Source organism: Leptothrix discophora (assembly GCF_030705305.1).
Classification (GTDB): Bacteria; Pseudomonadota; Gammaproteobacteria; order Burkholderiales; family Burkholderiaceae_C; genus Sphaerotilus; species Sphaerotilus discophorus.
This window is the reverse complement of record NZ_JAUZEE010000002.1, coordinates 571,439-597,246: the sequence shown is the minus strand read 5'-3', so window position 1 is coordinate 597,246 and position 25,808 is coordinate 571,439. Positions and strand designations below refer to the sequence as shown.

At 73.0% G+C, this 25,808-nt stretch carries 12 protein-coding genes; 5 read left to right on the top strand and 7 right to left on the bottom strand.

Annotated features, from left to right (window positions below):
- Positions 1-20: 20 nt before the first annotated feature.
- From Q8X39_RS06135 to Q8X39_RS06120, 4 genes are all read right to left on the bottom strand, one after another.
- On the bottom strand, positions 21-1,046 hold the full coding sequence (locus Q8X39_RS06135; RefSeq protein ID WP_305748751.1) for an ABC transporter ATP-binding protein: 1,026 nt from the start codon (positions 1,044-1,046) through the stop codon (positions 21-23).
- Positions 1,047-1,198: 152 nt separating this feature from the next.
- A complete protein-coding gene (locus Q8X39_RS06130; RefSeq protein ID WP_305748750.1) occupies positions 1,199-2,074 on the bottom strand; it encodes a carbohydrate ABC transporter permease in 876 nt (291 codons plus the stop codon).
- Positions 2,075-2,105: 31 nt separating this feature from the next.
- Positions 2,106-3,233, bottom strand: coding sequence for a carbohydrate ABC transporter permease (locus tag Q8X39_RS06125; RefSeq protein WP_305748749.1), 1,128 nt, complete (start codon positions 3,231-3,233; stop codon positions 2,106-2,108).
- Positions 3,234-3,261: 28 nt separating this feature from the next.
- Positions 3,262-4,527, bottom strand: coding sequence for an extracellular solute-binding protein (locus Q8X39_RS06120; RefSeq protein WP_305748748.1), 1,266 nt, complete (start codon positions 4,525-4,527; stop codon positions 3,262-3,264).
- Positions 4,528-4,833: 306 nt separating this feature from the next.
- Between Q8X39_RS06120 and Q8X39_RS06115 the strand changes: the two genes are divergently transcribed.
- Both Q8X39_RS06115 and Q8X39_RS06110 read left to right on the top strand, forming a co-directional pair.
- Positions 4,834-5,892, top strand: coding sequence for a LacI family DNA-binding transcriptional regulator (locus Q8X39_RS06115; protein ID WP_305748747.1), 1,059 nt, complete (start codon positions 4,834-4,836; stop codon positions 5,890-5,892).
- Positions 5,893-5,957: 65 nt separating this feature from the next.
- A complete protein-coding gene (locus Q8X39_RS06110) occupies positions 5,958-7,352 on the top strand; it encodes a glycoside hydrolase family 32 protein (RefSeq protein WP_305748746.1) in 1,395 nt (464 codons plus the stop codon).
- Positions 7,353-7,376: 24 nt separating this feature from the next.
- Here the strand turns inward: Q8X39_RS06110 and Q8X39_RS06105 are convergent, their stop codons facing one another.
- Both Q8X39_RS06105 and Q8X39_RS06100 read right to left on the bottom strand, forming a co-directional pair.
- Entirely contained in the window at positions 7,377-10,457 is a 3,081-nt protein-coding gene (locus Q8X39_RS06105; RefSeq protein ID WP_305748745.1) for an alpha-mannosidase, read from the bottom strand.
- 130 nt (positions 10,458-10,587) lie between these two features.
- Entirely contained in the window at positions 10,588-12,279 is a 1,692-nt protein-coding gene (locus tag Q8X39_RS06100; RefSeq protein ID WP_305748744.1) for a phage tail sheath family protein, read from the bottom strand.
- A gap of 159 nt (positions 12,280-12,438) precedes the next feature.
- Between Q8X39_RS06100 and Q8X39_RS06095 the strand changes: the two genes are divergently transcribed.
- On the top strand, positions 12,439-13,575 hold the full coding sequence (locus tag Q8X39_RS06095) for a ComEC/Rec2 family competence protein (RefSeq protein ID WP_305748743.1): 1,137 nt from the start codon (positions 12,439-12,441) through the stop codon (positions 13,573-13,575).
- Between the two features lie 43 nt (positions 13,576-13,618).
- On the opposite strand, the gene Q8X39_RS06090 is transcribed toward Q8X39_RS06095, so the two are convergent.
- Entirely contained in the window at positions 13,619-14,215 is a 597-nt protein-coding gene (locus Q8X39_RS06090; protein ID WP_305748742.1) for an ABC transporter ATP-binding protein, read from the bottom strand.
- Positions 14,216-14,558: 343 nt separating this feature from the next.
- Here Q8X39_RS06090 and Q8X39_RS06085 point away from each other — a divergent pair, with 343 nt between their 5' ends.
- Both Q8X39_RS06085 and Q8X39_RS06080 read left to right on the top strand, forming a co-directional pair.
- On the top strand, positions 14,559-22,031 hold the full coding sequence (locus tag Q8X39_RS06085; protein ID WP_305748741.1) for a hypothetical protein: 7,473 nt from the start codon (positions 14,559-14,561) through the stop codon (positions 22,029-22,031).
- Positions 22,032-22,034: 3 nt separating this feature from the next.
- Positions 22,035-25,808 (top strand): hypothetical protein, encoded by a 3,774-nt coding sequence (locus Q8X39_RS06080; RefSeq protein WP_305748740.1) that lies wholly within the window; start codon positions 22,035-22,037, stop codon positions 25,806-25,808.

The window sequence follows — 25,808 nt, the reverse complement described above, 5'->3', positions numbered from 1 at the left end:
CAAGCTGTGCGGCAGCGTCGTCAAGCCGCCAGCCGGCGCCCGCCCTGGAAGCGGTGCTCGTGGCCGCTGCGCGGCGACAGGCGCACCGCCTGGCCGACCTGCAGCGACAGCTCGCCCTCGGCCCGCACGGTGAAGGTGCCGACCTCGCGCACGTCGGCGTAGACGATGGCGTCGGCGCCCAGGTGCTCGATGTGGCGGATGGTCGCGGGCCAGCGCCCGACGCCCTTGTCCTCGCCATCCCCATCGGCATGGATGTCGACATGCTCCGGTCGCACGCCATAGGTCTCGCAGCCCATCTCGCGCGCCAGCGTGCCCTCGAACAGGTTCATGCTGGGTGCGCCGAGGAACCCGGCGACGAAGGGCGTGGCCGGCTGGCGGTAGAGGTCCATCGGCGAGCCGGCCTGCTCGATGTGGCCCTTGTTGAGCACGACGATCTGGTCGGCCATGGTCATGGCCTCGACCTGGTCGTGGGTCACGTAGATCATGGTCGCGCCGATCTGCCGGTGCAGGTCGGCCAGCTCGACGCGCATCTGCCCGCGCAGCGAGGCATCGAGGTTGGACAGCGGCTCGTCGAACAGGAAGACCGAGGGGTTGCGCACGATCGCCCGGCCGATCGCCACCCGCTGGCGCTGGCCGCCCGACAGGGCCTTGGGGGTGCGCTGCAGCAGGTGGCCCAGCTGCAGCACGTCGGCGGCCTTCTGCACCGCCGCGTCGATCTCGGCCTTGGGCCGGCGCGCGATGGTCAGCGGGAAGCCGATGTTCTCGGCCACCGTCATGTGCGGGTAGAGCGCGTAGGACTGGAACACCATCGCGATGCCGCGCGCGGCCGGTTCGAGGTGCGTGACGTCACGCCCGCCGATCAGGATCTGGCCGCCGCTGACCGACTCCAGCCCGGCCACCATGCGCAGCAGCGTGGACTTGCCGCAGCCCGACGGGCCGACCAGCACGGTGAAGGAGCCGGCGGGGATCTCCAGGTCGAGACCGGGAATCACGGTCGTGCCGGAGGTGTACGACTTGCGGATGCCGGAGAGGCGGACGTCATGCATGGTGAAGGTCCAGTGAAGGGGACAGGCGAATCCGTGGGCAGGAATTCAAGGTCGTTTCGTCGGGTCCGAGCCGGCCAGCGCACGGCCGCTCCGAAGCGGCCGGCGCCCCCTCGGGGGGCGGTCACGGCAAGGCCGTGACCGGGGGCAGACATTCATCCCTTGACCCCGGTCGACGCGATGGACGCGATGAAGGCGCGCTGCAGGCTCAGGTAGAACAGCAGCACCGGCACCGTGATGACGGTGAGGTAGGCCATCATTTCGCCCCAGGCGATGTTGAGCTGGAAGAAGTACTGCAGGCCGACCATGATCGGGCGGTAGTCCTCCGACTGGGCCGACATCACCGGCCAGAGGTACTGGTTGTACATGGCCAGGAACTTCAGGATCGCGGCGGTCGCGAACACCGGTCCGGCCAGCGGCAGGATCACGCGGCGGTAGATCTGGAAGTAGCTCGCGCCGTCGACCCGGGCGGCCTCGACCAGGTCACGCGGCAGGTCGCGGAAGTACTGGACAAACAGGTAGATGGTCAGCGCGTCCGACACGAAGGGGATGATCTGCACGTGGTACGAGTTGAGCCAGCCGAGCGTCAGGCCAGCCGCCCCGATCCACGGCAGGTTGTTGACCACCAGCAGCAGCGGGATCGCGATCGACTCGAAGGGCACGATGAAGGTCGCCAGCACCACGGCCATCATCAGGTTGCGGCCGGGGAATTCGAGGAACACGAAGGCGAAGGCCGCCATCGAGCAGACCGCCAGCGACAGCACCATCGTGATGCCGGTGACCATCACCGAGTTGAGGATGAAGTGCCCGATCGGCACGCGCTCGAAGGCCGCGCGGTAGTTGTCCAGCGAGATGTCGCCGACCGGCAGGAAGGCCCGCAGCGAGCTGGCGTCCTGCAGCAGCTGCAGGTCGGGCTTGAGCGAGGACACGATCATGAAGACGATCGGGAAGATGAAGATCAGCGCGATCCAGCTCAGCAGCACGTAGTTCAGCGCGCGCCGGGCCAGCGAGGGCAGCATGGGGTGGCTCATGTCGTGAGACTCCGGTGGGGCGGCGACGCGGTCAGTGGCCCTGGGCCGGCTGGCGTTCGCGGGTCAGCCAGCGCTGGCCGAGCGAGATCGCCAGCACGAACAGGAAGAGGAAGACGCTGATGGCCGAGCCGCCGGCGATGTCCTGCTTGCCGTAGCCGCGCTGCACCGCCTGGAAGACCAGCGACTGGGTCGAGTCCAGCGGGCCGCCGCGGGTCATCACGTCGATCTGCGGGTAGAGCGTGAAGGCCTGCATCGTGATGACCACCATCACCAGGATGGCGGTGTTGCGCAGGCCCGGCCAGGTCACGTAGCGGAAGACCTGCCAGCGCGAGGCACCTTCCAGCGCGGCCGCCTCGTAGAGCGAGGCCGGGATGGTCTGCAGGCCCGACAGCCACACGATCATGTGGAAGCCCACGCCCTGCCAGACCGACATGGCCATGATGGCCCACAGCGCCGTGCCGGGCCGGCCCAGCCAGTCGACCGGCTCGAAGGCACCGAAGGTCAGCTGGTGGAGCAGCGAGTTCAGCAGCCCCGTGTCGCCGGCATAGATGAAGCGCCACAGGAAGGCGACCACCACCATCGAGATCACCACCGGCATGAAGTAGATGGTGCGGAAGACGTTGATGCCGCGCAGCGGCTGGTTGATCAGCATGGCCAGCAGCAGCGCCAGCAGGGCCTGCACCGGCGCGACGACGGCGACGAAGAGCACCGTGTTGACCAGCGCCTTCATGAAGATGACGTCGCTGGCCAGCACGTAGAGCCGGCTGTCACCGGTCCAGTCGAGGTGGAACCACTCGCGCTTGCGGTCGAGCTGCGGGTAGTCGGGGTTGTCGCGGGTGTACTGCCGCAGGTTGGGGTAGGTCGGGCTGCCATCGCTCTCGCGGGCGATGGCGCCCTGGGCGTCGCGCTCCGGTTCGAGCACCAGCACGCCCAGGCCCAGCATCTGGCGGTAGTTCTCCAGGCCGACGAACTGGGTCGGATTGGGCGACACCAGCCGCTGGTTGGTGAAGGACATCGCGAACGCGAGCACGAAGGGCACGATCAGGAACAGGCCCATCAGCAGCATGGCCGGCGAGACCATGAGCAGGCCCGCACGCCGCGCGCTGGCCGCGCCGGGCGCACTCGTCGTCGCGGGTGACGTGGGTGAGGTCTGGCTCATGGTCATCGCCTGTCTGGAACTGCCGCGCTCAGCGGTAGTTGTTGTTCTTCTTCAGGTCGGCATCGATCGCGTCGGCGGCGTTGTCCAGCGCGTCGGCGACCTTGCCGCCGTTGGCGATGTCGGCCAGCGCCTTCTCGAACTCGCCCGAGGCACCGGCATAACCCGGCGTCGAGGCGCGCAGCGTGGCCTGCTTGGCCGACAGCGCGAAGAACACCTCCAGCGGGCCGCCCTTCTTGTAGTTCTGCGTCATCGCCGCGGCCGCCGGGGTCGACGGGATCAGGCCGATGCCGTCGGAGAAGGCGGCCAGGTACTTGTCCTTCAGGGCGAAGGCGATGAAGGCGTTGGCACCCTTGGCGTTCTTGCTCGTCGCCGACACGCCGAACTGCCACGAGGCCGCACCGATCTTCGAGCCCTTGCCGAAGTCCGGCGCCGGCAGGAAGACCAGGTCGTCACCGAACTTCTTCAGCGCCGGCAGCGCGGCCCAGTTGCCGTTCCACTGCATCGCGTACTTGCCGTCGATGAAGCCGGTCTCGCGTTCCGCACCGTCCTGCGAGGTGCCGGGGGTCAGCTTGCGGGTGAACAGGCTCTGCCACCAGTTGCCGAACTCGACGCCGGCCTTGCCGTTGAGCGTGCCGTTGGACTTGGGCACCGACGCGTCCAGCAGGTCGCCGCCGCTGCTCTGCAGGAAGGGGCCGAAGGCGTACGCGTACCACTCGCCCTTCCAGGCCAGCCCCAAGTCGATCGGGTACTGGAACTTGCCGCCCTTCTGCAGCGTCACCAGCGCGGCGTCGAACTCGGCCCGGGTCCACGGCTTGTCCAGCGTCGGGATGCGGATGCCGTGCGCCTGCAGCACCGACTTGCGGGCGAAGACGGCGCAGGCTGCATCCCACAGGCCGACCGAGTAGACCTTGCCGTTCCACTTGCCGATCGTGCCGGGCAGGAACTTGTCGATCGCGCCGGCCGGCAAGGCCAGCGGCTGCATGTATTTGGACCAGGCCCAGTTGGGCATCACCGGGCCGTCGACGTCGAGGATGTCGGGCAGCTTGCCGGCCACCGCCGCGGCCACCACCGAGGTGTTGTAGGCCTCCTGCGGGAACTGCTGCAGCTCGACCTTCCAGTCCTTCTGGCTCTTGTTGAAGTCGCTGATGATCCCGGTGATCAGCTCCTTCTCCTTCGGGTTGCCCGCGCCGTGGTACCACATCGAGAGCGTGGTCTGGGCCTGCGCGGCGCTGGCGCCGAGGGCGGCCAGGCCGAGGACGAGGAGGCTGCGGCGCAGCGGCGAGGTGAAGGTCATGGCGGTCTCCGGATGCGAGGGGTGGATCAGGACTTCTGGCTTGCTGATGACAATGTTGTCATGGCGGACCGAAATGTAGGATCCGACGCTTTTCATCGGTAATCCGGGGAAACCCGAAGGGGCCGGTCATTCGCAGGCCATCGTCCATCGATCCGATGAACACGAGTGAAATCCCTCATCGCTCGGGCAGCGCTCGACCCGGGAAGACCCGATGGTCCACGCGACGCTTGACAGGCAAGGATCGATCCCGGACCATGCAAATGTCCTTCGTTGTCATTTGCCGGTCCCGAACCGCTCCCCTGCCCCATGGCCACCATCCACGACGTCGCCCAGCTGGCCGGTGTCTCCATCAAGACCGTCTCGCGGGTCGTCAACCGCGAGCCCCGCATCAGCCCGGAGACCTTCGAGAAGGTCAGCCGCGCGATCGAGATGCTGGGCTACGAGCCGCACCGTGGCGCGCGGCTGATGCGCTCGGGCAAGTCGGGGCTGATCGGCTTCATCACCGGCCTGTTCAGCGACATCGAGGTTGCCAAGACCCGCGCCGGCCTGTCCGACCTGAACATCCTGCGCGGCGCCCAGCTGGCCTGCAGCGCGGCCGGCAAGACGCTGCTGGCGGCCGACATCGGCACCGGCGCCCGGCCTCAGACCGACAGCGTGGCGCAGCTGCTCAAGACCTTCGCCTCGCACCGCGTCGAGGGCATCCTCTATGCCGCGCCCTACCACCAGCAGGTGCTGCTGCCGGCGGTCAAGGACACGCCGCTGCTGCTGGTCAACTGCCACGACCTGGCCGGCACGCCGGCGGTGGTGCCCGACGACGAACGGGGCCAGGCCCGGGTGGTCGACCACCTGGTCGCGCAGGGCCATCGCCGCATCGGCTACATCGGCGTCGACGAGAACATGGTCGCCGGCCGCTTGCGCAAGGCCGCCTTCCTGGCCGCCTGCCAGCGCCATGGCCTGGACCTGGACCTTTGCCCGGCCCGCACCGGCTCCGACATCCGCGAGCGCGATCCCTTCCTGCCGCTGCTGCCCGCGCTGACGCAGATCCTGCAGCGCCCGCAGCGCCCGACCGCGCTGTGCCTGGGCAACGACGTGATGGCGCTGCAGACGATCCGCGAGCTCGAAGCGCTGGGCATCCACGTGCCTGGCGACATCGCCGTGATCGGCTACGACAACGACGAGGTCATCTGCGAGGCCGCCCGGCCGCGCCTGAGCACCGTCGTGCTGCCCTACTTCGAGATGGGCCAGCTCGCGGTCCGTCGCCTGCTGGACCTGATGGCCGGCCAGGCGCCGGCCGGCGAGGTCCGTTCCCGCGTCGCCGGCGAGCTGGTCGTGCGCGACTCGGTCCCCCCGCTCGCCGCCCGCTGACTTCCCCCCGCCACCGGCCGGCCACCCGGCCGCCGGCCGTTGCCACCACCGGTTCCGCACCCGCCATGAACACGATCCCGCACCGCCCCGTCTTCCACTACACCGCGCCGACGAACTGGATCAACGACCCCAACGGTCTGGCCTTCCACGACGGTCGCTACCACCTGCATTTCCAGTACAACCCGAACGGCTCGAAGTGGGGCGACATCCACTGGGGCCATGCCAGCAGCGCCGACCTGGTGAGCTGGCGCGACGAGCCGATCGCCCTGGCGCCCTCGCCCGGCGACGACGCGGGCGGCTGCTTCTCCGGCTGCCACGCGCTGGTCGACGGCGTGCACACGCTCTACTACACCGGCTACACCGCCGAGCGCCAGGTGCAGTGCGTGGCCACCAGCAGCGACCTGCGGCACTGGACCAAGCAGCCGCAGCGCACCTTGGCCACGCCGCCGGCCGGCGTCGAGGGCCACGACTTCCGCGATCCCTACGTGTTCCGCCACGACGGCCGCTGGTACATGGTGGTCGGCGCCTCGCGGGACCATGAACAGGGCCAGGCCCTGCTCTACCGCAGCGACGACGGCATCACCTGGGAAGACCGCGGCGCGCTCTACACCTCGCCCAGCGACCGCCACGGCCGCATGTGGGAATGCCCGAACTTCTTCCCCATCGGTGACAGGTGGGTGCTGACCGTCTCGCTCTGGCTGGGCCTGGGCGTGCATGCCTTCGTCGGCCGCTTCGAGCACGAGCGCTTCGTGCCCGAGTGGGACGGCCCGCTGGACGTCGATGCCGGCGCCTTTGCCCACCTGACGATGCAGGGGCCCGACGGCCGCACGCTGCAATGGGCCTGGATGAACGAGCAGCGCGAGCAGGCCGCCATCGACGCCGACGGCTGGGCCGGCGCGATGACGGTGCCGCGCGAGCTGTCGATCGACGCGCACGGCCGACTGAACCTGCGGCCGGTGGCCGAGATCGCCCGGCTGCGCGGCGAACCGGTCGCCCGCGTGACGGGCCTGCGCGGCAGCGGCGAACACGTCCGCTTCAGCGGCGCGGTGCTGGACATCGAGGCCCGCTTTGCCGGCCGTGACCGCGGCAAGGTCGGCCTGATGCTGCGGACCTCGGCCGATGGCCGCGAGACCACCCGCATCGTCTACTGGCAGGATGCGCGGCGCCTGAGCATCGAGCGCGAGCGCAGCTCGCTGAGCCCGCAGGTGCGGCACCAGGACGTGCACGCCCACCTCGCGCTCGCGCCGGACGAGGCGCTGAACCTGCGCGTGCTGCTCGACGGCAGCGTGCTGGAGGTCTACGCCAACGACCGCCTCTGCCTGAGCACCCGCGTCTACCCGACCCTGCCCGACAGCCTGCAGGCCAGCGCCTTCAGCGACGGCCCGGCCACGCTGGACCTGCGGGCCTGGACGATGGGGCCGATCCTCCCGGCCGAGCGGCCGGTGCTGTCGGCTGGCTGAACGGACGCGCGCCGTCCGGCCGCCTCACCCCACCCGCTCCACCTTCACGCTCACCAGCGCGTACGGCCCGTAGGCCACCGACTCGATCGGCTGGCCGCCATCCAGCGGCAGGGCGCGCAGGTCGACGCGGCTGGCGCGCCAGCCTTCGGCCAGGCGCAGGCGGGCGATGCCGCGGCGGCCGAGGGTCTCGTTCAGGCGCAGCACCCAGGTGTCCGGCCCGAGCGGCTGGGCCCAGACCGGCTGCAGCGTCTCGCCGCCGACCAGTCCGATCAGGCCGCAGCCGGCCTGCACGCCGTCGGCCACCGGCAGCGGCGGGGTGTCGATCAGGTCGGCCCAGGCGGCGGCCTGCTCGTCGCGCGGCGCGTCGGCCCGGTGCAGGCCGAAGGCGAGCCGGATCGCGTGGCGGCCAAGGTCCGAGTACGACTCGCCGGCGTCCCGGCGCATCGCCTGCGGGTGCGAGATCGGCGTGCCGCCCATCACCGCGTCGCTGCAGGTCACGGCCGCGCTGCGCACCAGCGTCAGGCCGAGGTTGCCGTCGCGGCAGGTCCAGCCGAACTTGGCCTGGCTGACGACGAACAGGCCCTCGTGCTCGGTCTCGTCGGCGACCGCCGCCCAGCGGCTGGCCGGCACCTCCCACTTGGCCTCGTCGGCCTGTTCGCCCGGCACCTGGCTGCGCAGCACGCTGCCGAAGGGCGCGGCGTAGCGGGCCTGGCGGCCGGCGTAGGCGGTCGGGAAGGCCAGCTTGAGCAGGCGCTCCGGCCGGCGCCAGTCCAGCTCGATGTCCAGCCGCAGCACGCCCGCGCCGGCCTCCAGCGTGTAGTGCAGCGTGGCCTCGCCGTCCTCGCCCAGCGAGCGCGTGAAGCTCAGCGTGGCCGAGCCGGCGCCGTCCTGGCGCCGCGTGAGCGCCGCCGTCGAGGTGACCGGCTCGCCCAGCGCCAGCGTCTGGCGGTCGATGTCCCAGGCCTCGAACAGGTGCGGCTGGTCCGGGTAGGCGACCAGCTCGCACAGCGGCGCGCGCAAGGCCAGGTCGACGCCGTCGATGCACAGCGAGGCGACGCGGCCCTGTGCGTCGAAGCGGGCCTGCACCAGGCCGTTGTCGAGCCCGTCCGGCGTGGCCCTGACCGGCGCCAGCGCGGTGCGCGGCAGGTCGGCCGGCGTGGCGGCGGCCAGTGGCGGCAGCATCACCGCCTCGACCCGCCCGGCCGCGTCGACACCCAGGCGATGGCGCTGCGGTCGCGGCAGCGGGTTGAACAGGCGCGTGGCGGTCGAGCCGGCAGCAGGCTCATCGACTGAGCCACCCAGCTCGGCACGGGCCGCCGCGCCGGCCTGCTGCGCGATGGCGGCCAGCTCGGCGCGGGCCTCGACATAGACCTCATGGATCGAGCTGCCGGGGATGTAGTCGTGGAACTGCGCGAACACCACGCGCCGCCAGGCGGCCTCGTCGATCGGGCCGGCACCGGTCGCGCAGCGCACCGCCTCGTGAACCTGCAGCGCGCGCTCGGCCTGCCGCAGCCCGAGCTTGACGGCCGCATGGGTCGTGTAGGTGCCGCGGTGGTATTCGAGGTAGAGCTCGCCCTGGTAGGTCGGCAGCTGGGCGCGACGGCTGGCCAGGCGGTCGAAGAACGGTTCGATGTTGCCCCAGCGGGCGCGCGGCAGGCCGGCCAGGTCGGCGCTGCGACGGGCCCGTTCGAGCATCGCCTCGGTCGTGCCGCCGCCGCCGTCGCCGTAGCCGGTCGGCGCGAGGAACTCGCCGTGCACGTCGCTCTGGCGGTGCTCGCGGGCGTTGGTGTCAAGGTGGGTCGCCTCGGCGGTCTGGTTGTAGCCCAGCCGGCAGCCCAGGTGCGTGACGACCTCCGAGCCGTCGTGGCCGCGCCAGACGAAGCTGGTGTGCGGGAAGGCCGAGATCGCGCTCCACGACAGCTTGGTCGTGTAGAAGAAGTCGACGCCGCACTGCTGCATGATCTGCGGCAGGCAGGGCGAGTAGCCGAACACGTCGGGCAGCCAGAGCACCCGCGCCGGGCTGCCGCGCAGCGCCTCGAAGCGCCGCTGGCCGATCAGGAAGCTGCGCGCCAGCGCCTCGCCGCAGGCCAGCACGGTGTCGGACTCGACCTCGGTCGCGCCGGTCGCGTCCCACTGGCCGGCGGCCATGCGCCCGCGCACGGCGGCCATCATCTCGGGCGAACGGCGCTCGACCGCCTCGTAGCTGGCCGGCTGGCTGTAGCCGAACCGGAACTCGGGGTAGCGCGACATCAGGTTGTTGGCGATCGCGAAGGTGCGCACCGCCTTGAACTCGCCGACCACCTCCGGCCACAGCCAGACCAGGTCGAGGTGGGCATGGCCGGTCAGCACCGCGTCCAGCGCGGTCGGGCCGGCCTTCAGCGCGGCATAGGCCTGCGCGGCGCGGGCGCGGCCGGCATCGACGCCGCCGGCCTGGTAGGCGTCGATCAGCGCGTCGATCTCGCGCAGCAGGCGACGCAGCAGCGGGTCGATCGGACCGAGCACCGGCCGCGTGCCGAAGCCCTGGAAGTTCTGCGCCCCATCGGCCCCGAACTCGCGCCGCAGCAGCAGGCGCATCAGGTCATCGAGCGTGGCGAGGTCGTGGTACAGGCCCCAGGTCGCGTCGTCGCGCTGCAGCAGCCGCGCGCCGCTCAGCTTCGAGCCAGCCGGATCGAGCCCGCTGGCGCCCTCGATCCAGATGCCGGTCTGGCAGGCCACCGCCTCGATCCACAGCTCATGCCGCCCCACCGGCAGCGGCGCGTGGTGGTGCACCGGGTCGAAGCCGTAGTGCGGCAGGCCGTCGACGTAGAGCGTCGCCTCGGCCTGGTCGTCCCAGGCCAGGTAGAGGTCGTCGCGGGATGCGGCGGCCTCGTCGAGCGTCAGGCGGAACCAGCGCTGGTCCCACAGCCGGCCCCAGTGTTCGGGCAGGACCGCGACCGGCGCCAGCGGCTCTTGCCGCGCCTGCGCCCAGGTCCGATGCGCGGCCTGCGGCTCGCCGGCCTCGATCGTCACGGTCCCGACCGGCCGCCAGATGCGGTCACGCAAGCGCGCCAGGACGGCGTGGGCACGGGCGGGGACAAGTTGCAGCAACGGGGAAGACGGAAGCATCGGGGCGGCCTGCGGAGGTGAACGGCGGAGGCTGGGCAGTTGACACGAGCCGATGCGGCCAGGGGGTCCGGGGAGACCCGGAGGGCCGTGGCGGTGGGGAGGTGAACAGGTGGACGCGACGGTGGCCGGGTCAGGCGCTGCCGGCCGCCCTCGCCCCCACCCTCACCACCATGAACTCCGCCGGCTTGAGCAGGGCCAGCCCGATCAGGACGATCACGTCGCCCTGGTCGATCTCGGCCTGGGTCATGGTGGTGCGGTCGCAGCGCACGAAGCAGGCCTCCTCGGGCCGGGCGCCCAGCAGCATGCCGGCGCGCCACGCGGTCATCAGGAAGTCCTGGACGGCCTGCCGGACGCGCGTCCACAGCGGCTCGTCGTTGGCCTCGAACACCGTCCAGTCCAAGCCCCGCTCGATCGAGCGTTGAAGCCAGATCAGGCTGCGCTCGACCGGAAGGTAGCGGTGCGCCGGATCGGTCGACAGCGTGCGGGCGCCCCAGACCTGGATGCCGCGCTGCGGCACGGCCCGCAGCAGGTTCACGCCGGCCTGGTTGAGCACGTCCTGCTCGGGCTTGCCCAGGTTGGCCGACAGGCCGGTCGCCAGCAGCAGCGGCTCGCCGCTTGCGGTCTTCCAGACGCCGCGGGCCTCGTCGACCCGCCCGATCAGACCGGCGACGAAGGCCGAGGGCGGCAAGGCCAGCGTTTGCCCCGAGACCGGATCGGCCACCTGCACCCAGGGATGGAACAGCGCGCCGAGGTGCGCCTGCGGCCGCGCAGACAGGCGCTCGCGCGTCACCGTCAGTTCGGACAGCGACGGCCCCGGCGCGGCGTCCAGCAGGGCCATGCGGTGACGCATCCGGCCGGCATGCGCGAGCAGCAGCTCATGCACCGCGCCCAGGTCGACCGGCGCACGGCCCGAGGCATCCGGCACGGCGCTGGCCGGTGCCGCGACCAGCGAGAGGTCCTCGACCGCCTCGAGCGCGCACAGCCCGTGGCGCCGGCCGGTGCCGGCCTCGACCTGGCCGGCGATCTCGGCCGCCGCCGGCCACTGGCCGTCATGGCCGCCGGCCAGGGCCAGGTCCAGCACCAGGCCGTCGACCCAGCGCGACGGATCGTCCATCACCGGTCCGAGCGCGGCGGTGAGGGCGCGCAGCACCGGCTCGACGCCCAGGCCGCGACGCGCCTGCACGACCACCGGCAGCGCATCGGTCGCCGGCACCGTGCCGGCCGGCTCGAACAGCCAGCGCCGGCCATCGGCCGGTGCGGCGGCGGGATCGACCGACAGGCCGGTCCATTGGCCGATCGCCCGCCCGTCCTCGCCGCTCACCTGCAGGTCGGCCCGGGTCATCGTCCAGGGCTCGCCCAGCACGCCGCCATCGGCCGCCCGCTGGCCATGGCGCAGCGTCAGGCGCAGGCGCAGGTTGCCGGCCCGCCCCGGGTGGCGGGCCGCCCAGGTCACGCCACCTTGCCGCAGGCGGGCGATGCCGTCGGCCGCCGAACCCTTGGGCGGCGCCGGATCGCGCCGGTAGACCCGCACGACATGCAGGCGCCGCCCACCTTCGGCGAAGTAGGCGCGGGCGGCATGCCACAGGTGCTGCACCAGGGTCTGGCCACCCAGGACCAGCGGCTGGCCGTCACCATGCAGGCGCTCGAACTCGGCCAGGCTGGTCAACGCGACCGCCACCCCGCCAACCGGCCCGCTGCGGGTCGGCCCGACGAAGCCGGTGACGGCCATCGGCACGCCTTCGATCGCCCGCGAGCGGAACGAGACCTCCTCGACGAAGACGCCGGGGGCGATGAAGGTCGTGCCGAGCGGGCGGATGGGCATGGCAGGGGCTCCTTCCTGTCCATCATGCCGGCGGCGGCGTGGACCGGGCGAACCACGCGCCCGGGAACGCGCAGCCCGTCACGGTCGGTGGCCACCGAGGGTCCGCGCGAGGTGCCGCAAACGCTTGGGTTACTCAGCTTGGGTTACTAGGATGCCGCGATGAGCACCCGCCCCGCCCCACGTCCGCCCGCCCGTCGTCCGGCCATCACCCTCGACGTCCTGCCCGCCAGCTACGGCGACGCGCTGCTGCTGCGCTGTCCGGTCGGGCGTGGCACCTGGACCTTGCTGATGGACACCGGGCCGGACGAGACCTTTCCAGCCCTGAAGCGGCGGCTGCTGGCGCTGCCCCGGCGCGCCGACGGCACGCGCTGGATCGACCTGCTGGTGATCAGCCACATCGACCACGACCACATCGGCAGCGTCGCCAAGATGCTCGACGACCGCGAGCTGGCACTGGCCTTTGGCGATGTCTGGTTCAACGCCCCGCCGAACCTGCCGCGGCCGCGCAGCGCCGTGGAAGGCGCCGCGCTGGCGAAGCTGCTGGGCTCGGGTCGACCGGGACTGCCGTGGAACCGGGCCTGGTCGGGCCGGCCGGTGGTGACGCCGGCGGACGGTGGGGGCGTGCAGCTGGGCGGTCCCGGCCTGCCGACGCTGACGCTGCTGTCGCCCTCGCCGGACCGGCTGACGCGGCTGTGGCCGGCCTGGAACGCGGAACTCGCCAAGCTGGCCGCGCGGGAAGCGGGTGTCGATCCGGCCAGTGACGCGGCCAGCAAGGCCGGCCCGCCAGCGACCACGCCGCTGCCGCTGGACCTGGCGACGCTGGCGGCGCGCCGCACGCCCAACGACGCGTCGCTGCCCAACGGGTCGAGCATCGCCTTCCTGCTCGAACACCGGGGCGCCTCGGTGCTGCTGGGCGCCGACGCGGTGCCGGGCACGTTGGAGCCGGCGCTGCGCGCGCTGCTGCAACGGCGCGGCGTCGCGCGCCTGGCGGTCGACGCGGTCAAGCTCAGTCACCACGGCAGCCGCGGCAACCTGACGGCCGCGCTGCTGGCGATGCTGGACAGCCCGAACGCCATCGTCAGCACCGACAACAAGCAGTTCAGGCACCCCGACGACGAGGCCCTGGCCCGCGTCGTCACCGCCCGCGCCGGCCAGCCGCTGACGCTGTGGTTCAACCATGACACGCCCCGCAACCGGCGCTGGGATGCCGCCGCGCTGAAGGCGGCGCACGGGCACGCGAGCGTCTACCCGGGCGTCGTCGGCACCGGCGTGACGCTGACCCTGCCGGGACGCTGACCCTGCCGGGGCGCTGAGTCCGCCGGCCGCTTCAGTCCCCCAGTCAGTCCCCCAGGTCGATCACCCCGGCCAGCGCGATGTCGTCGAGCCAGTGCGAGCGCCCGTGGTCGGCGATGACCCAGGCCCGCGTGCTCGACGCCGCCGCATCGGCCAGCAGTTCGGCGACGACGCGGCAGGAGCGGGCGTCCAGCGCCGCGAAGGGCTGATCCAGCAGCGTCAGTGGCGCACCGGCCAGCGCGGCGGCGAGCAGGCCAACCTTGCGGCGGCTGCCGGTCGACAGCATGAACATCGGCTTGTCGATGTGCTCGACCAGCCCGAGTGCGGCGAGCAGCGGATCGGCCGCCGCCGGATCGGCCTGCAGCGCCGGCAGGTCCTGGTCGAGCAGCCAGTCGCGGGCGCGCTGCGGGTCGCACGCCGGGTCGGCAGGCGACGGCCGCAAGGCCCGGCCGGGTCTGCGCACCAGCGCGCCGGCGCCCGGCGCCAGGTCGCCGGCCAGCAGCCGCAGCAGCGTGGTCTTGCCCCGGCCTTCGCCGCCGCGCACCAGCGTCAGGCCGGGGCCGATCGTGAAGGTCAGGCCAGCCAGCACGGGCCGGTCCGGCGTGTCGGGATGGGCCCAGCCCAGGCCACGGGCCTCGATCACGGCGGGCCCATCACCGGGTTGCGGCCGGGCAGGTCTTCCGCCTCGACGGTCAGGGCGGCGGCGGGGGCGATGGCCTCCGCGGTGGTTTCGTGGGCGCAAGGCATGGTCATGGCGTTCGGGCAGGACGTTGGCGGATGGTGGGTTCGGGAGATTGTCGGTTCGGGAAACCGGGGCGAACCGGGCGAGCCGGTTCAGGACGCCGCGGATGCAGGGCCGGCTGCGGGGCCGGGTGCAGGGCCGGTTGCAGGGCCGGGTGCGGGGTTGTTTCCGGATGCAAGGGGATGCGCGAGCCTTGGCCTGGCCGGCTTAGGATGAAATTTCGTGCTTGGGTTGGAGGTCTGCCATGGCCAATCTCGCGCTGCTGGACCTGGTGCTGCCCTACGTTCTGCGGGGCGAGAACCTCGGCGCCCAGCACGCCGCGCTGTCGGTGCTGCGGGTGGTGTCGTACGAGACGGCGGCCGACGACTTCGGCATCGTCTTCCGGGGCCGCTGCGAGTTCAACGGCCGCCTGAGCATCGACCCGTCCGCTGGTGGCCTGCGCATCCAGGCCGGCGTCGACGAGGCCGCGCCCGCCCACGATCCGGCCCGGCGCACGCCGGTGTTCGACATCCGCGAGACCCGCGTTGACTTCGAGCTGTTCGTGCCGCGCAGCGGCTCGGCGCTGATCGCCCAGGGCGTGGGGGGCATCGGTGCGACCGGCTTCGCGCCGACCCGCGCGGTGCTGGACGCCTGGGACGCGCTGCCGCTGGACCCGGACCCGAGCGACTACCCGTCGACCGGCTGCACGCTCGACCTGATCCTGGCCGCGCCGACGCTGCGCCCGCCCTTCCTGCATCCGGCCAAGCTCAACGGGCAGGGCCTGCTGGAGCCCGACACCGCCTTCCAGGACGTCGCGCTGACGCTGCCCAAGCTGCGCTTCCGGCTCAGCCACGGCAACGCGGTCGGCGCGCAGCTGCGCTTCGAGCTGGTCTCGGCCGGCGCGACCACGCTGGACGATCCGGCCGACATCGGCGTGGCCGAGCTGATCTCGATGGACCCGCCCTACGCCTTCGTCGGCGGCGAGCGCGACCGGGTCTTCGGCATCGGCTTTCGAAGCGCGACGCTGGACCTGTCCAGCGAATCGACCCCGCCGGCCATCCTGGCCAAGGCCGGTGTCGGCGAGGACTGGACCGGGCTCTACCTGCCCGAGGTGCGGGTCTTCTTCTCGCCCAACGGCGCGCGCGATTTCGCCTTCGAGGCCGGCGCGCGCGAGCTCCTGATCGGCTTCGGCGAGCACGACGGCTTCTGGGGCGACTTCGAGGCCATGCTGGTCAACCAGGGCTCCGGCGAGCTGGCGGTGACGGTGCGCTTCATCGACGAGCAGGGCCGCGCGTACGGCATCGAACGCACCGGCAGCAGCGGCACGCCGCAGGCCTCGACCACGCAGGCCCGCGCCCGCCTGCCAGCGCGCACCCGCATGGTCATCGACGTGCGCGGCGGGCGGGCGCCCTACACCCGGCGGGCCCGCATCGGCGCGGCGGCCGAGGCGGCCGGCACCGCCTTCGTGGTCGACCTGTCGACGACGCCGCAGCAGGAAATCCGCGTGACCGTCAGCGACGGCACGGCCGGCACGTCGCTGACGGCCACGCTGGTGATCCAGGCCGAGCGCCGCAGTGCCACGCCGACCCTGCCGGCACCGGGCGACGCGGCGGTGCCGACGCTGGTCGCCACCCTCAGCGCGCCGGCCGACACGCCGGTGATCGTGCTGGTCAGCCAGACCGACACCGAGGTGGTGCTGGCCACCGAGCCGCGCGATCCGACGCTGCGGTGGGCCGTCGACGGCGGCGCCTGGAGCGCCGCGCAGCCGGCGCTGACCGTCACGCTCGGCCCCGGCCAGACCCGCCAGGTGCAGGCCCGCCGTCCCGGCACCACCGTGCCCGGCACGCTCGATGTCTTCTTCTATTACGACGAGCCCGATCAGGTGCCCGACGCCGGCGAGGCCGGCGCACTGCGCGCCCATGCCGCCGTCGGCGACAACCTCTCCACGGTGCGCGCGGTCAGCGAGACCGAGCGCCGCCGCCGCCCCGGCCACGCGTCGCCGACGACCGACTACGCGCGCTGGTTCGACCTGGCCGGCAACGGCGCGGCCATCGGCATCCGCGGCCATGCGAGCTACGAGAGCGACGCCGGCCGCGCGACCTACAACTACCGGCTGGCGCGCCGCCGCGCCATCGCCACGCGCGAGGCCATCGCGGCCGCCTTCCCGACGCGGAACTTCAACTTCTCGGACCTCAAGCCGCTCGACGCCGCTGCGACCCCGGCGCAGGTCAGCGCCTGGGTGGCCGACTCCGGCTGGGCCAGCCACGGCAGCGACCGCGAGGGCTGGTGGAAGGCCCAGGTCATCCTGCCGCCGGGCCTGTCCAGCGCCGACGACGACGCCACCGGCACGGTGGCGCGGCCGGCCGCGCCACCGCCGCCGCCGCCCGAACCCGAGGTGATCGACCCGCCGGTGGCCGAGCCGCAGACGCCGGACTGGTTCCGCTCCGCGAAGCTGAAGCTGCGGGTGGTGCGCAGCCAGCTGATCGCCGGCGAGATCGAGGCCGAGGTCGACATCCAGACCGCCACCGAAAGCCAGCTCGCGCGCGGCGGCCAGCTCGGCGGCAACCCGCCACCGGACGTGCACACGCTGGAGAACGGCACGCCGCTGGGCCCCGACAACCCGGCCGACGGCATCACGAAGCTGCGCGTGCTGTGCCAGTCCGACCCCGGCACCGGCCGGGTCACGACGCTGCTGTCGGTGGGCGCCGATCCGGCCGACAAGGACGGCCTGTTCTACGCCGGCTGGATCCCCGGCCAGCCCATGCCGGCCAGCAAGGACCTGCCGCTGACGCTGCTGGGCTCCTACCTGAGCTTCTGGCCGCTGCTGGTCGAGGCCGCCAACGGCGGTCGCGGCGAGACGGTCGACGCGACGCTGGGCGTGGTCGCGCTGGCGGTGCCGGGCGTGATCGCGGCGCTGCCGTGGTTCCAGGTCGAGCGCGTGATCGTCTTCGGCGCCGAATACCAGCAGAAGAACCGCGGCGAGGAGTTCGAGGGCCAGCTGCTGTTCGACATCGGCATCGACTGGTCGGTCAACATCCTCGACGGCCTGATCGTGGTGCCGCGCGACCACCCGCTGGCGATCCGCTACAAGGCCATCGGCCTTCGGTTCGGCAACACCGCCGACACGGGCGCGCCGCAGTTCGTCTTCAAGCCCATCTTCGACAGCGCGCGTGGCTACTCGATCGACATCGCCAGCGGCGGCGCGCTGCGCATCGGCGATCCGCTCGGGCAGATCCTGCGGGTGCTGGGCGCGCGGCTGTCGCGCACCAACCCGCTGACCTTCGAGATCGACATCGGCCTGGGCGTCGACCTGGGCGTGATCTCGGTCGAGCGTGCCAGCGTGCGGGCCTTCCTGGACCAGCCGCGTGCGCCCGAGCTGACGGCGCTGCAGGCCGGCGTGGACATCCCCGGTGCGCTGGTCGGCACCGGCTACCTGGAGATCCGCTCCGGCACGGACGGCAGCGGCAACCCGGTCTCGATCATTGCCGGCCAGCTCGACCTGACGCTGCGGCCGCTGTCGGTGCGGGTGGCCGCCGCCGTCGCGGTCGCCACCATCACCGAGGGCACGCGCGTGGCCACCGGCGTCTACGTCGGCCTGAACGTGGTGCTGCCGGTCGGCCTGCCGCTGGGCAGCTCGGGGCTGGGCATCTTCGGCTTCCGCGGCATCTTCGGGATGCACTTCGAGCGCAACACCACCATCGGCGCGGGCACCGGCGTGCCGGCGCTGGCCTGGCTGCAGGCCGCCGGCGGCCAGCCGCACCTGCTGACGCACGGCGGCGTCGACCTGTGGAAGCCGCGCATCGACCGCTGGTCCTTCGGCCTGGGCATGCTGATCGGGACGATGGAGGGCGGCGTCCTGATGAACCTGGACGGCACGCTGATCCTGGAGCTGCCCGGCCCGCGCGTGCTGATCATGATGAACGCGCGCATCGTCTCGCCGCCGCCGTCGATGGACGGCCTGGGCATGAGCGGCGGCATCCTGGCGGTCATCGAGATCACGCCGGAGCATTTCCTCATCGGCATCCTGATTGCCTGGGAGGTCGAGGACCTGGTCCGAATCGTCATCCCGGTCGAGGCGGTCTTCCCCTTCGCGCCCCACCTGCACAAGTGGCACATCTACCTCGGCGCGCGGCCAGACATCGCGCGGCCGGTCGAGGTCGACGTGCTGGGCATCGTGCGCGGCACCGGCTACCTGATGTTCAAGGGCGACGGCCTGCCGGCCTACACGGTGCTGGGCGCGACGCTGCCGGCGATCAAGGGCTTCGGCATCGGCCTGGGCGTGGCTGCGTCCTTCACCTGGGGCGACGTCGACGCCGGGCTCTACCTGCGCATCGGCGGCGGCATGGACGCGGTGATCGGCTTCGATCCCTTCATCCTCGCCGGCACGGTCTACGTCAGCGGCGAGCTGCGGCTGTTCATCGTCTCGATCGGCGCCTATGCGCAGCTGACCGCCAAGGTCAACGAGGAGGACGACGGCAACCTCGCGCTGTGGGTCCACGGCGAGGCCTGCGGCAAGGTCAGCTTCCTGTTCTTCGACATCGAGGGCTGCGTCGAGATCACGCTGTCCGGCCCGGAGAAGTCCTCGCCGATGCCGGTGCTGGTCGAGAAGCTGTCGCTCAAGAGCCGCTCGCCGGCGCTGCTGGCGGGCACCGGCGTGGACCGCGGGCTGGACGTCAGCCTGGGCGACGCGCTGGCGAGCACCAGCCTGCCCACGCGCGAGCAGCTGGCCGGCATCGTCGTGCCGATCGACGCGGTGCCGGTGGTGTCGATGACGCTGACGCCGGATGTCGCGCCCGGCTTGTCGGTCACCGGCCTGGGCACCGCGCTGGCCGCGCCGGCCGGGCTGCTGCCCGATCCGGGCGGCGGCAGCGGCCTGTCCGAGCGGGGCGGCGAGTCCTACCAGTACCGCATCACGGCGGTGGCGCTCGAACGCATCGACCCGGCCAGCGGCAGCGTGCTGAGCCCGGCCGTCGACGGCGGCAGCGCCCCGGCGCTGTGGTGGACGCTGCGCGACGCGACCGAGGCCAATGCCAACGCCCAGCTCGCGCTGCTGACCTGGGAGCCGACGCCGGCCACCAAGGCGATCGAGAAGACCGAGCGCCTGACCGAGACCATCCGCGACCGCTGGGGCCGCGTCTGCGAACCGGCCGCGCCGGCCGCCGAGGTGCTGTGGACCTTCCGCTGGGAACCCTATGGCCCGTCGGCCACCGGCTGGGACCTCGAAGGCGTGGCCTGGCCCGACCCGCCCGGCACGCGCCGCAGCGGCGCGCCCGACACCGGCCTGCACGTGAGCGAGCGCTGGCGTTCCGGCGACGCGGCGCTGGACATGCAGCGCGGCATCGTCCCGGCCTTCGTGATCGGCGGCCTGGTGGCCTGCTGGCATGGCCCCGGTGACGGCGGGACCGGCGTTCCGGGCACCGTGCCGGGAACCACGGTGCCCGGCACGACGGCCCCCGGCACCCCCGTCGCACCGACCCTGTCGACCGGCGTGCGCCAGCTGCTGCGCCCGGCGCCGCGCCTGCTGGTCGGCGGGCTCGGCCCGGTCACCGAACAGCCGACGGCGGCGGGCGGCGCGGTGCTGCCCGACGACGACCCGGTGGCGGCGAAGTTCGTGCGCCGGCCGGAAGCCCTGCCGCTGCGCATCAGCCCGACGCTGCATGCCAAGGTGGCGGCCTCGCTGGCGATCGAGCAGGCCGCGCGGGTCGATCCGGTGACGAACCTGCTCGACCGCGCCGACGGCCTGGACGCGACCCGGCTGGTCGCGCTGGCCCGCACGCTGGTCGATGCGGGGCGGCTGGACCTGCCGGCCCCGACGCCTGCCACGCCCGGCACGACCGCCACCCCGACGAACCCGGACGGCAGCAGCCGCGCCGCGACCACCGGCGGGCGTTGCGAGGTCCGCGTGCTGCAGGCGCCGATGCTGGACGACGGCCGTCCGATCGCGATCGGCAACCCGGCGCTGGCCGAGACGGTGGCACGCCAGCTCAAGCAGCGCGGCGTGACGCACGGTCCGCTCGACGACGTGGTGGTCATCCACACCGGCGCCTTCCTGCGCGGCCACCTGCTGCTGTTCGCCGACCGCGAGCGCACGACCGACAAGACGCTGATCGTGCGGCTGCTCGACGCGCGCGGCCAGGAGCTGTCGCGCGAGGTGGTCGACCCCAACGACCGCGTGCCGCCCAAGGCCCTGCCGGCGCGCTGGACCCAGGCCGACGGGCCGTGGATCGACGACATCGCCGAGCTGCTGCGCTGGGGCGCGCAGCGCAAGCTGTTCGCGGCGCTGATCCACCTGGACAAGGCCAACCGCGCCGAGCGGGCCGACCGCATCGAGATCGGCACGCTGCGCCGCGAAGGCCAGGACCCGCGCCAGGGCCTGCCGAAATCGCTGGAGCCGGCCTACTTCGTCGGCGCGCTGTCGGCGCTGCGCGGTGGCGAGGCCCGCCGCCACGAATGGGACGACCGCCAGATCACGCACGACCAGGAGGTCATCACGAACGCGGTCGGCCCGGCCAGCAGCGACTGCGCGCTGCTGTTCGCCGACGCGACCTACCGCCTGCGGGTGGTCTGGGAAGGCCGGCGGCCGAGCGATGCCAAGACGGCCGCGGCCACCCAGGACTTCTGGTTCCGCACCGACCGCATCGGCCTGGCCGGTGGCGATCCCCTCAAGCCGGTGTTCGAGCAGACCGTGCCGCTGCCGGTCCGGCTCGACCCGTGGATGCTGGTGACGCTGCCGGCCGACCACGAGGCCCAGGCCTTCTACGAGGAAGCGCCGCGGCTGGTCTTCAACACCCACGACGTCGACCGCCTGTTCGCGGCCTACGGCCGTGAGCTGCGGGTGCGCTTCCAGGCGTCCAGCTCGCGCCACCCGGTCGCGCAGCCGGGCGTGCCGCATCCGCTGCCGATCGCCGCGCCCTTCCTGACGCCGGTGAAGGCCACCATCCTGTCGCCCTGGGAGGAGGCCGCCTCCGAGGTGCTGGCCAGCGACGCGCCCTGCGTGCCGGTCGACGAGGACCGGGTGCGGCACAGCGTCATCGACATCCCGATCCCGCTGGAGCCCTACACCGACTACATCCTCGACGTCGAGCTGGTTGCCAGCGGCGCACCGGCCAGCGCCAGCGGGCCGAGCATCTACCGGCGCCACTTCTCGACCGGCGGCTACGCGACGCGCGCCGGCCTGGCCGGCTCGATCCAGGGCGTGCAGCCGGGCGCACGGTTCTGCGCCGTCGCGGCCTTCGCCGGCCTGCCGGCGCTGTTCGCCGGCCGGGTGGCCGAAGGCGCCGAGATCGACGAGCAGCTGCGCGCCCAGGGCATCGAGCCGCTGGGCCTGCCGACGCAGCCACGCATCGTCGTGTTCTGGTCGCAGGCCGGCAGCAGCCCACCGCAGCCCGAGGCGGTGCTGATCGACGCGACCGAGCCGCTGTGGCGCAGCCGGCCGTATCCGAGGAAGGTCACCGACACGACCGGTCCGGTCGACGCGACCCGCTGGGTGCTGGAGCCGACCGAGTGGCTGCAGCTGCAGGACGCCAGCGCGGCCGGCGTGCTGGCGGCCGACGGCCTGGTCAAGGCACCGGGCCTGCAACGCGCCATCGTCGTGCTGGCCCCGGGTGCACGTGGCAAGCAGCTCAGGCTGGACCTGGTGGCGATCGGCTTCCCCGACCTGCCCTTCCTGGGCGCGGCCGAACAGCGCACCACCGTGCTCGACCTGCGGCTGGCCCGCGCCCCGTGGGAGGAGGACTGAGCCATGGCCCACCGCATCGTCGACCCCACGCGGCTGCTGCTGACCGGCGGCCTGATCGACTGGACCGCCGTGTTCCGCCAGCAGGCCGCCAACCAGAAGAAGGCCCGCAGCCCCGCCGACATCGCCCGCGAACGCGAGCTGAAAGGCACCCGGCTGGTCCAGCTGCGCTGGCTGACCGCCGAGGGCGTCGGCCTGCCGACCGAGCCTTTCCAGGTCTGGCGCCGGCCGTCCCTGCCCTGGGAAGGCGAGAAGCCGCTGACGCCGCAGCCGACCACTTTCTTCGGCATGACGCTGCTGGTGTTCGAGCAGCCGCAGCTGACGCTGCGTTTCCACATGAGCACGGCCAACCCGGGCGGCGGCAGCGTGATCGCGTTTTCCGGTGCGCCGCTGGGCTCCGGCCTGGTCGGCTCGCACGTGCTGAACGCCGCCGGCTCGGCCAGCGTGCGCCTGGCCGCACCGCAGATCGGCTGCCTGCTGTGCAGCCCCGGCATCCATGTCAGCGGCCTGGCCGGCGTGGCCGATGGCATCCAGGACGATCCGCACTGGCAGCTGGTCGAGGTGGTCGGCCTGCCGGTGGACAAGCGCTTTTCCGGCGTCTTCGACCTGGCCGCGCCGCAGGGCCCGGCCGGTGCGCTGGTCGACCCGATGCGCGCGGCGCTGGACCGCTTCCGCCGCGGCGCACCCTTCTACGGCTGGCAGCCGCAGGTCACGCCGACGCTGGCCGCGCCGCCCTGGCAGCTGGCCGATCCGGTGGCCGTGCTCAAGCTGATCCGGGCCGAGATGCTCGATCCGATCCGCGACATGGTCACCACGTTGCTGCCGCCGCAGCACCGCACCTTCGAGCTGACACGTTCGCTCGCGTCGGCCTCGGGCGGGCAGTCGGCCACCGCGCGCTTCAAGCCGCTGGCGACGCTGCTGTTCGGTGCCGGCACGGACCCGCTGGCCTCGCTGATGACCGGCTACGGCACGGCGCTGGAGGACATCGACCTGCCGCCGATCAACGTCTCGGACCGGCAGTTCTTCGGCGACGCCAGCCGCAGCGACTGGGACTACATGGTCACCGCGCGCTGGTCGCGCGGGCTGGACCATGCCTCCGATCCGCTGGAGCTGGCCGCGCTGCTGATGGCGCCGAAGTTCGCCGTGCCGCCGCCCGCGCCGGTCAACGCCGTCGCCCAGCTCGACGGCCTGCGCACGCCGGCCGGCACCGATGCCGATTACCACGGCGTGGTGCGCGTCAACTGGGACCGGCCGTCCGGCCTGCTGCCGCTGCGGGTGGGCAGCTACGCCTTCGTGCGCGCCGGACTGGCCCCGGCCGGGCCGCTGGTCGCGCTGATGGACAAGCGGCCGGACGACGTCGCGCTGCAGCCGATCGGGGCGTCCGGCGCGCCGGACTCTTCGCCGCAACCGGCCCGCTGGGCCGCGCTGGACGAGCGCTACGCGCTGGCCACCGCGCCCGATCCGAACGCGGTCCTGTACGGCCTGGCGCACCAGGACCTGCTGGGCCTGTGGAGCGGCTGGCGCACGGCCGGACTGACGCTGGCCGAACCGCCGGTGCGGCCGCTGTCCATCGTCTCGGCCCGGCTGGAGGTCGAGGCCATTGCCAGCGGCCCCTGCCCGGCCACGCTGGTGATCGAGACCAGCTGGGACTGGGCCACCCGCAGCCCGGAACGGCTCGAACTCGTCGGCCGGCTCTACCCGCAGGCCCGCCTGGGCGATGCCCCGGCCGACACCAGCGTGCCGGCCGGCCTGGCGATGGCGCTGGGCGGCGGCGCCGGGCCGCTGCTGCGCATCCAGTTCGGCGGCGCGGCGGCGGGCGCGCCGGCCCTCGTCGGCGCGGTGCCGCCGGGCGCAACCGTCGCGCTGGAATACGTCGCCTTCGACGGCCGCACGCTGGTCGCCGCACCACCGGCCAGCGCCGGTCCGCGTCGCTACCGGCTCACCGTCTCAGGCCTGCGGCTGGACTTCGACGCGGCGCCGCGCATCGGCCTGGCGCTGTGGGGCCGCGGCATCGAGCACCGCAGCCCGCAGCGCATCGGCGCCTGGAGCGCCCAGCCGGCGGTGGCCTCGACCGCCGACCCGCGCCCGCCGGTCGTCGCCGTCGAGCATGAGGACGTGCTGCTGGCCAGCCTGGCCGATGCCAGCGGACTGCACCACGCCCGGCTGTCCTGGCCGGCCGCGCCGAACGCGGCCGGCTACTTCGTCTACACCTGCACCGAGGAAAAGCTGCGGGCCGACCGCGGCCTGCCCTCGCCGGGCAAGTCGCTGACCTTGTCCGAGCGCCTGTCCGCCCTGCGCAACGCCTTTGCCGCCAACCCGGACCGGCGCTCCTTCACCCGCGTCAACAGCGCGCCGGTCGCCGGCCTGTCGACCCAGGTCTCGCTGCCGCGCGGCAGCAAGGAAATCCACCTCTACCTCGTCATCGGGACCAGCGCCGGCAACGTCGAATCGGCCTGGCCGACGCTGGCCGACCCGCTGCTGCGCAAGCGCCCGATCGCCTATGCCGCGCCGCAGGTGGTGGTGCCGATGCCGCCCGACCTGGAGGTCTCGCGCGGCCGCGACGACAGCACCGACCCGCCAAGCTTCCATGCCGCCGTGACGGTGCGCTGCAAGCCCGGCCCGCGCGTCAGCCGCATCGACCTGCACCGCGTGCGGGTCGCCGAAGCCACGCTCGAGCTGGACACGATGGGTCCGCCGGTGGCGACGCTGACCGGCTCGGCCGGTGCCTGGGTCGCGACGCCGCAGGTCTCGTCCGAACCCGGCATGGACCAGCCGCTGGCCCGCATCGCCGGCCGCGACGCGGTGCCGGGTTCCTGGAAGAAGGTCTGGTATCGGGCGGTGGCCTGGAGCGCCGACGACCCGGCACGCGGGCTGTTCGGCGGCCGTTCCGGCCCCAGTGCGCTGCGCGAGGTGGTGGTGCCGCCGGCCGGCCCGCCGCAGCTGTCGGCCCTGGCCGCGGGCTGGCCGGGCGGCGCGGACCTGCTGGCCCTGCAGGTCGACGCGACCACGCCGGCCCCGCTGGCCGAGACGCCGCTGGGCCCGCACCGGCTGCGCGTCGAGCTGCTGGCCGAGGCGGCCGACGGGTCCAGCCAGGTGCTGTTCCGCCACCCCGCGACACCCGGCGCAGACGGCGGCGCCGACCGGCTGGACCGCCTCGCCGACGTCGCCCCGCCGGCCGGCACCGCCGGTCTCTGGCAGGCCCCGGCCGGCCCACCGAAGACGACCCGGCTGCGCCTGCAGGCCCAGCGCCCGGACGCCACCAGCCGGCTGCGCGCGCGCTTCCTGCTGATCGACCCGCTCGGCCGCGCCAGCGAGCGCGAGCTGACGATCGAGCCCGGCCTGCCGCTGCCGGCGCCGGACATCCTGGCCTTCTCGATCCAGCACCGGCCGCCGCGCGGCATCCTGGCGCAGTTCCTGACCTCGGCGCTGTTCGGGCCGACCAGCGCCGGGCCCTTCGTGCTGACGATCCGCTGGGTGCCGTCGCTGTCGCCGCTGCTGCCGCTGCTGCCCTTCCCGCTGCCGCGTCCGGGCCTGCGCCCGCCGGTCCGCAGCGGGCCGATCGCGCAGGTCAGCGTGGCGCTGCCGGACCTGCGCCGGCTGGCCGCGGGCGAGGACCTGCTGCTCGACCCGGCCGCGATCCCGGTACGCCGGCTGGCCGATGCCGGCGATGCCGAAGGCGCCATCGGCTTCGCGCTGCGCGGCCGCTACGGCGGTCGGCTGTCGCTGACGCTGCGCGGCCCGGACGGCCGCACCGCCACCCTGTCCCGCACCCTGCGCTGA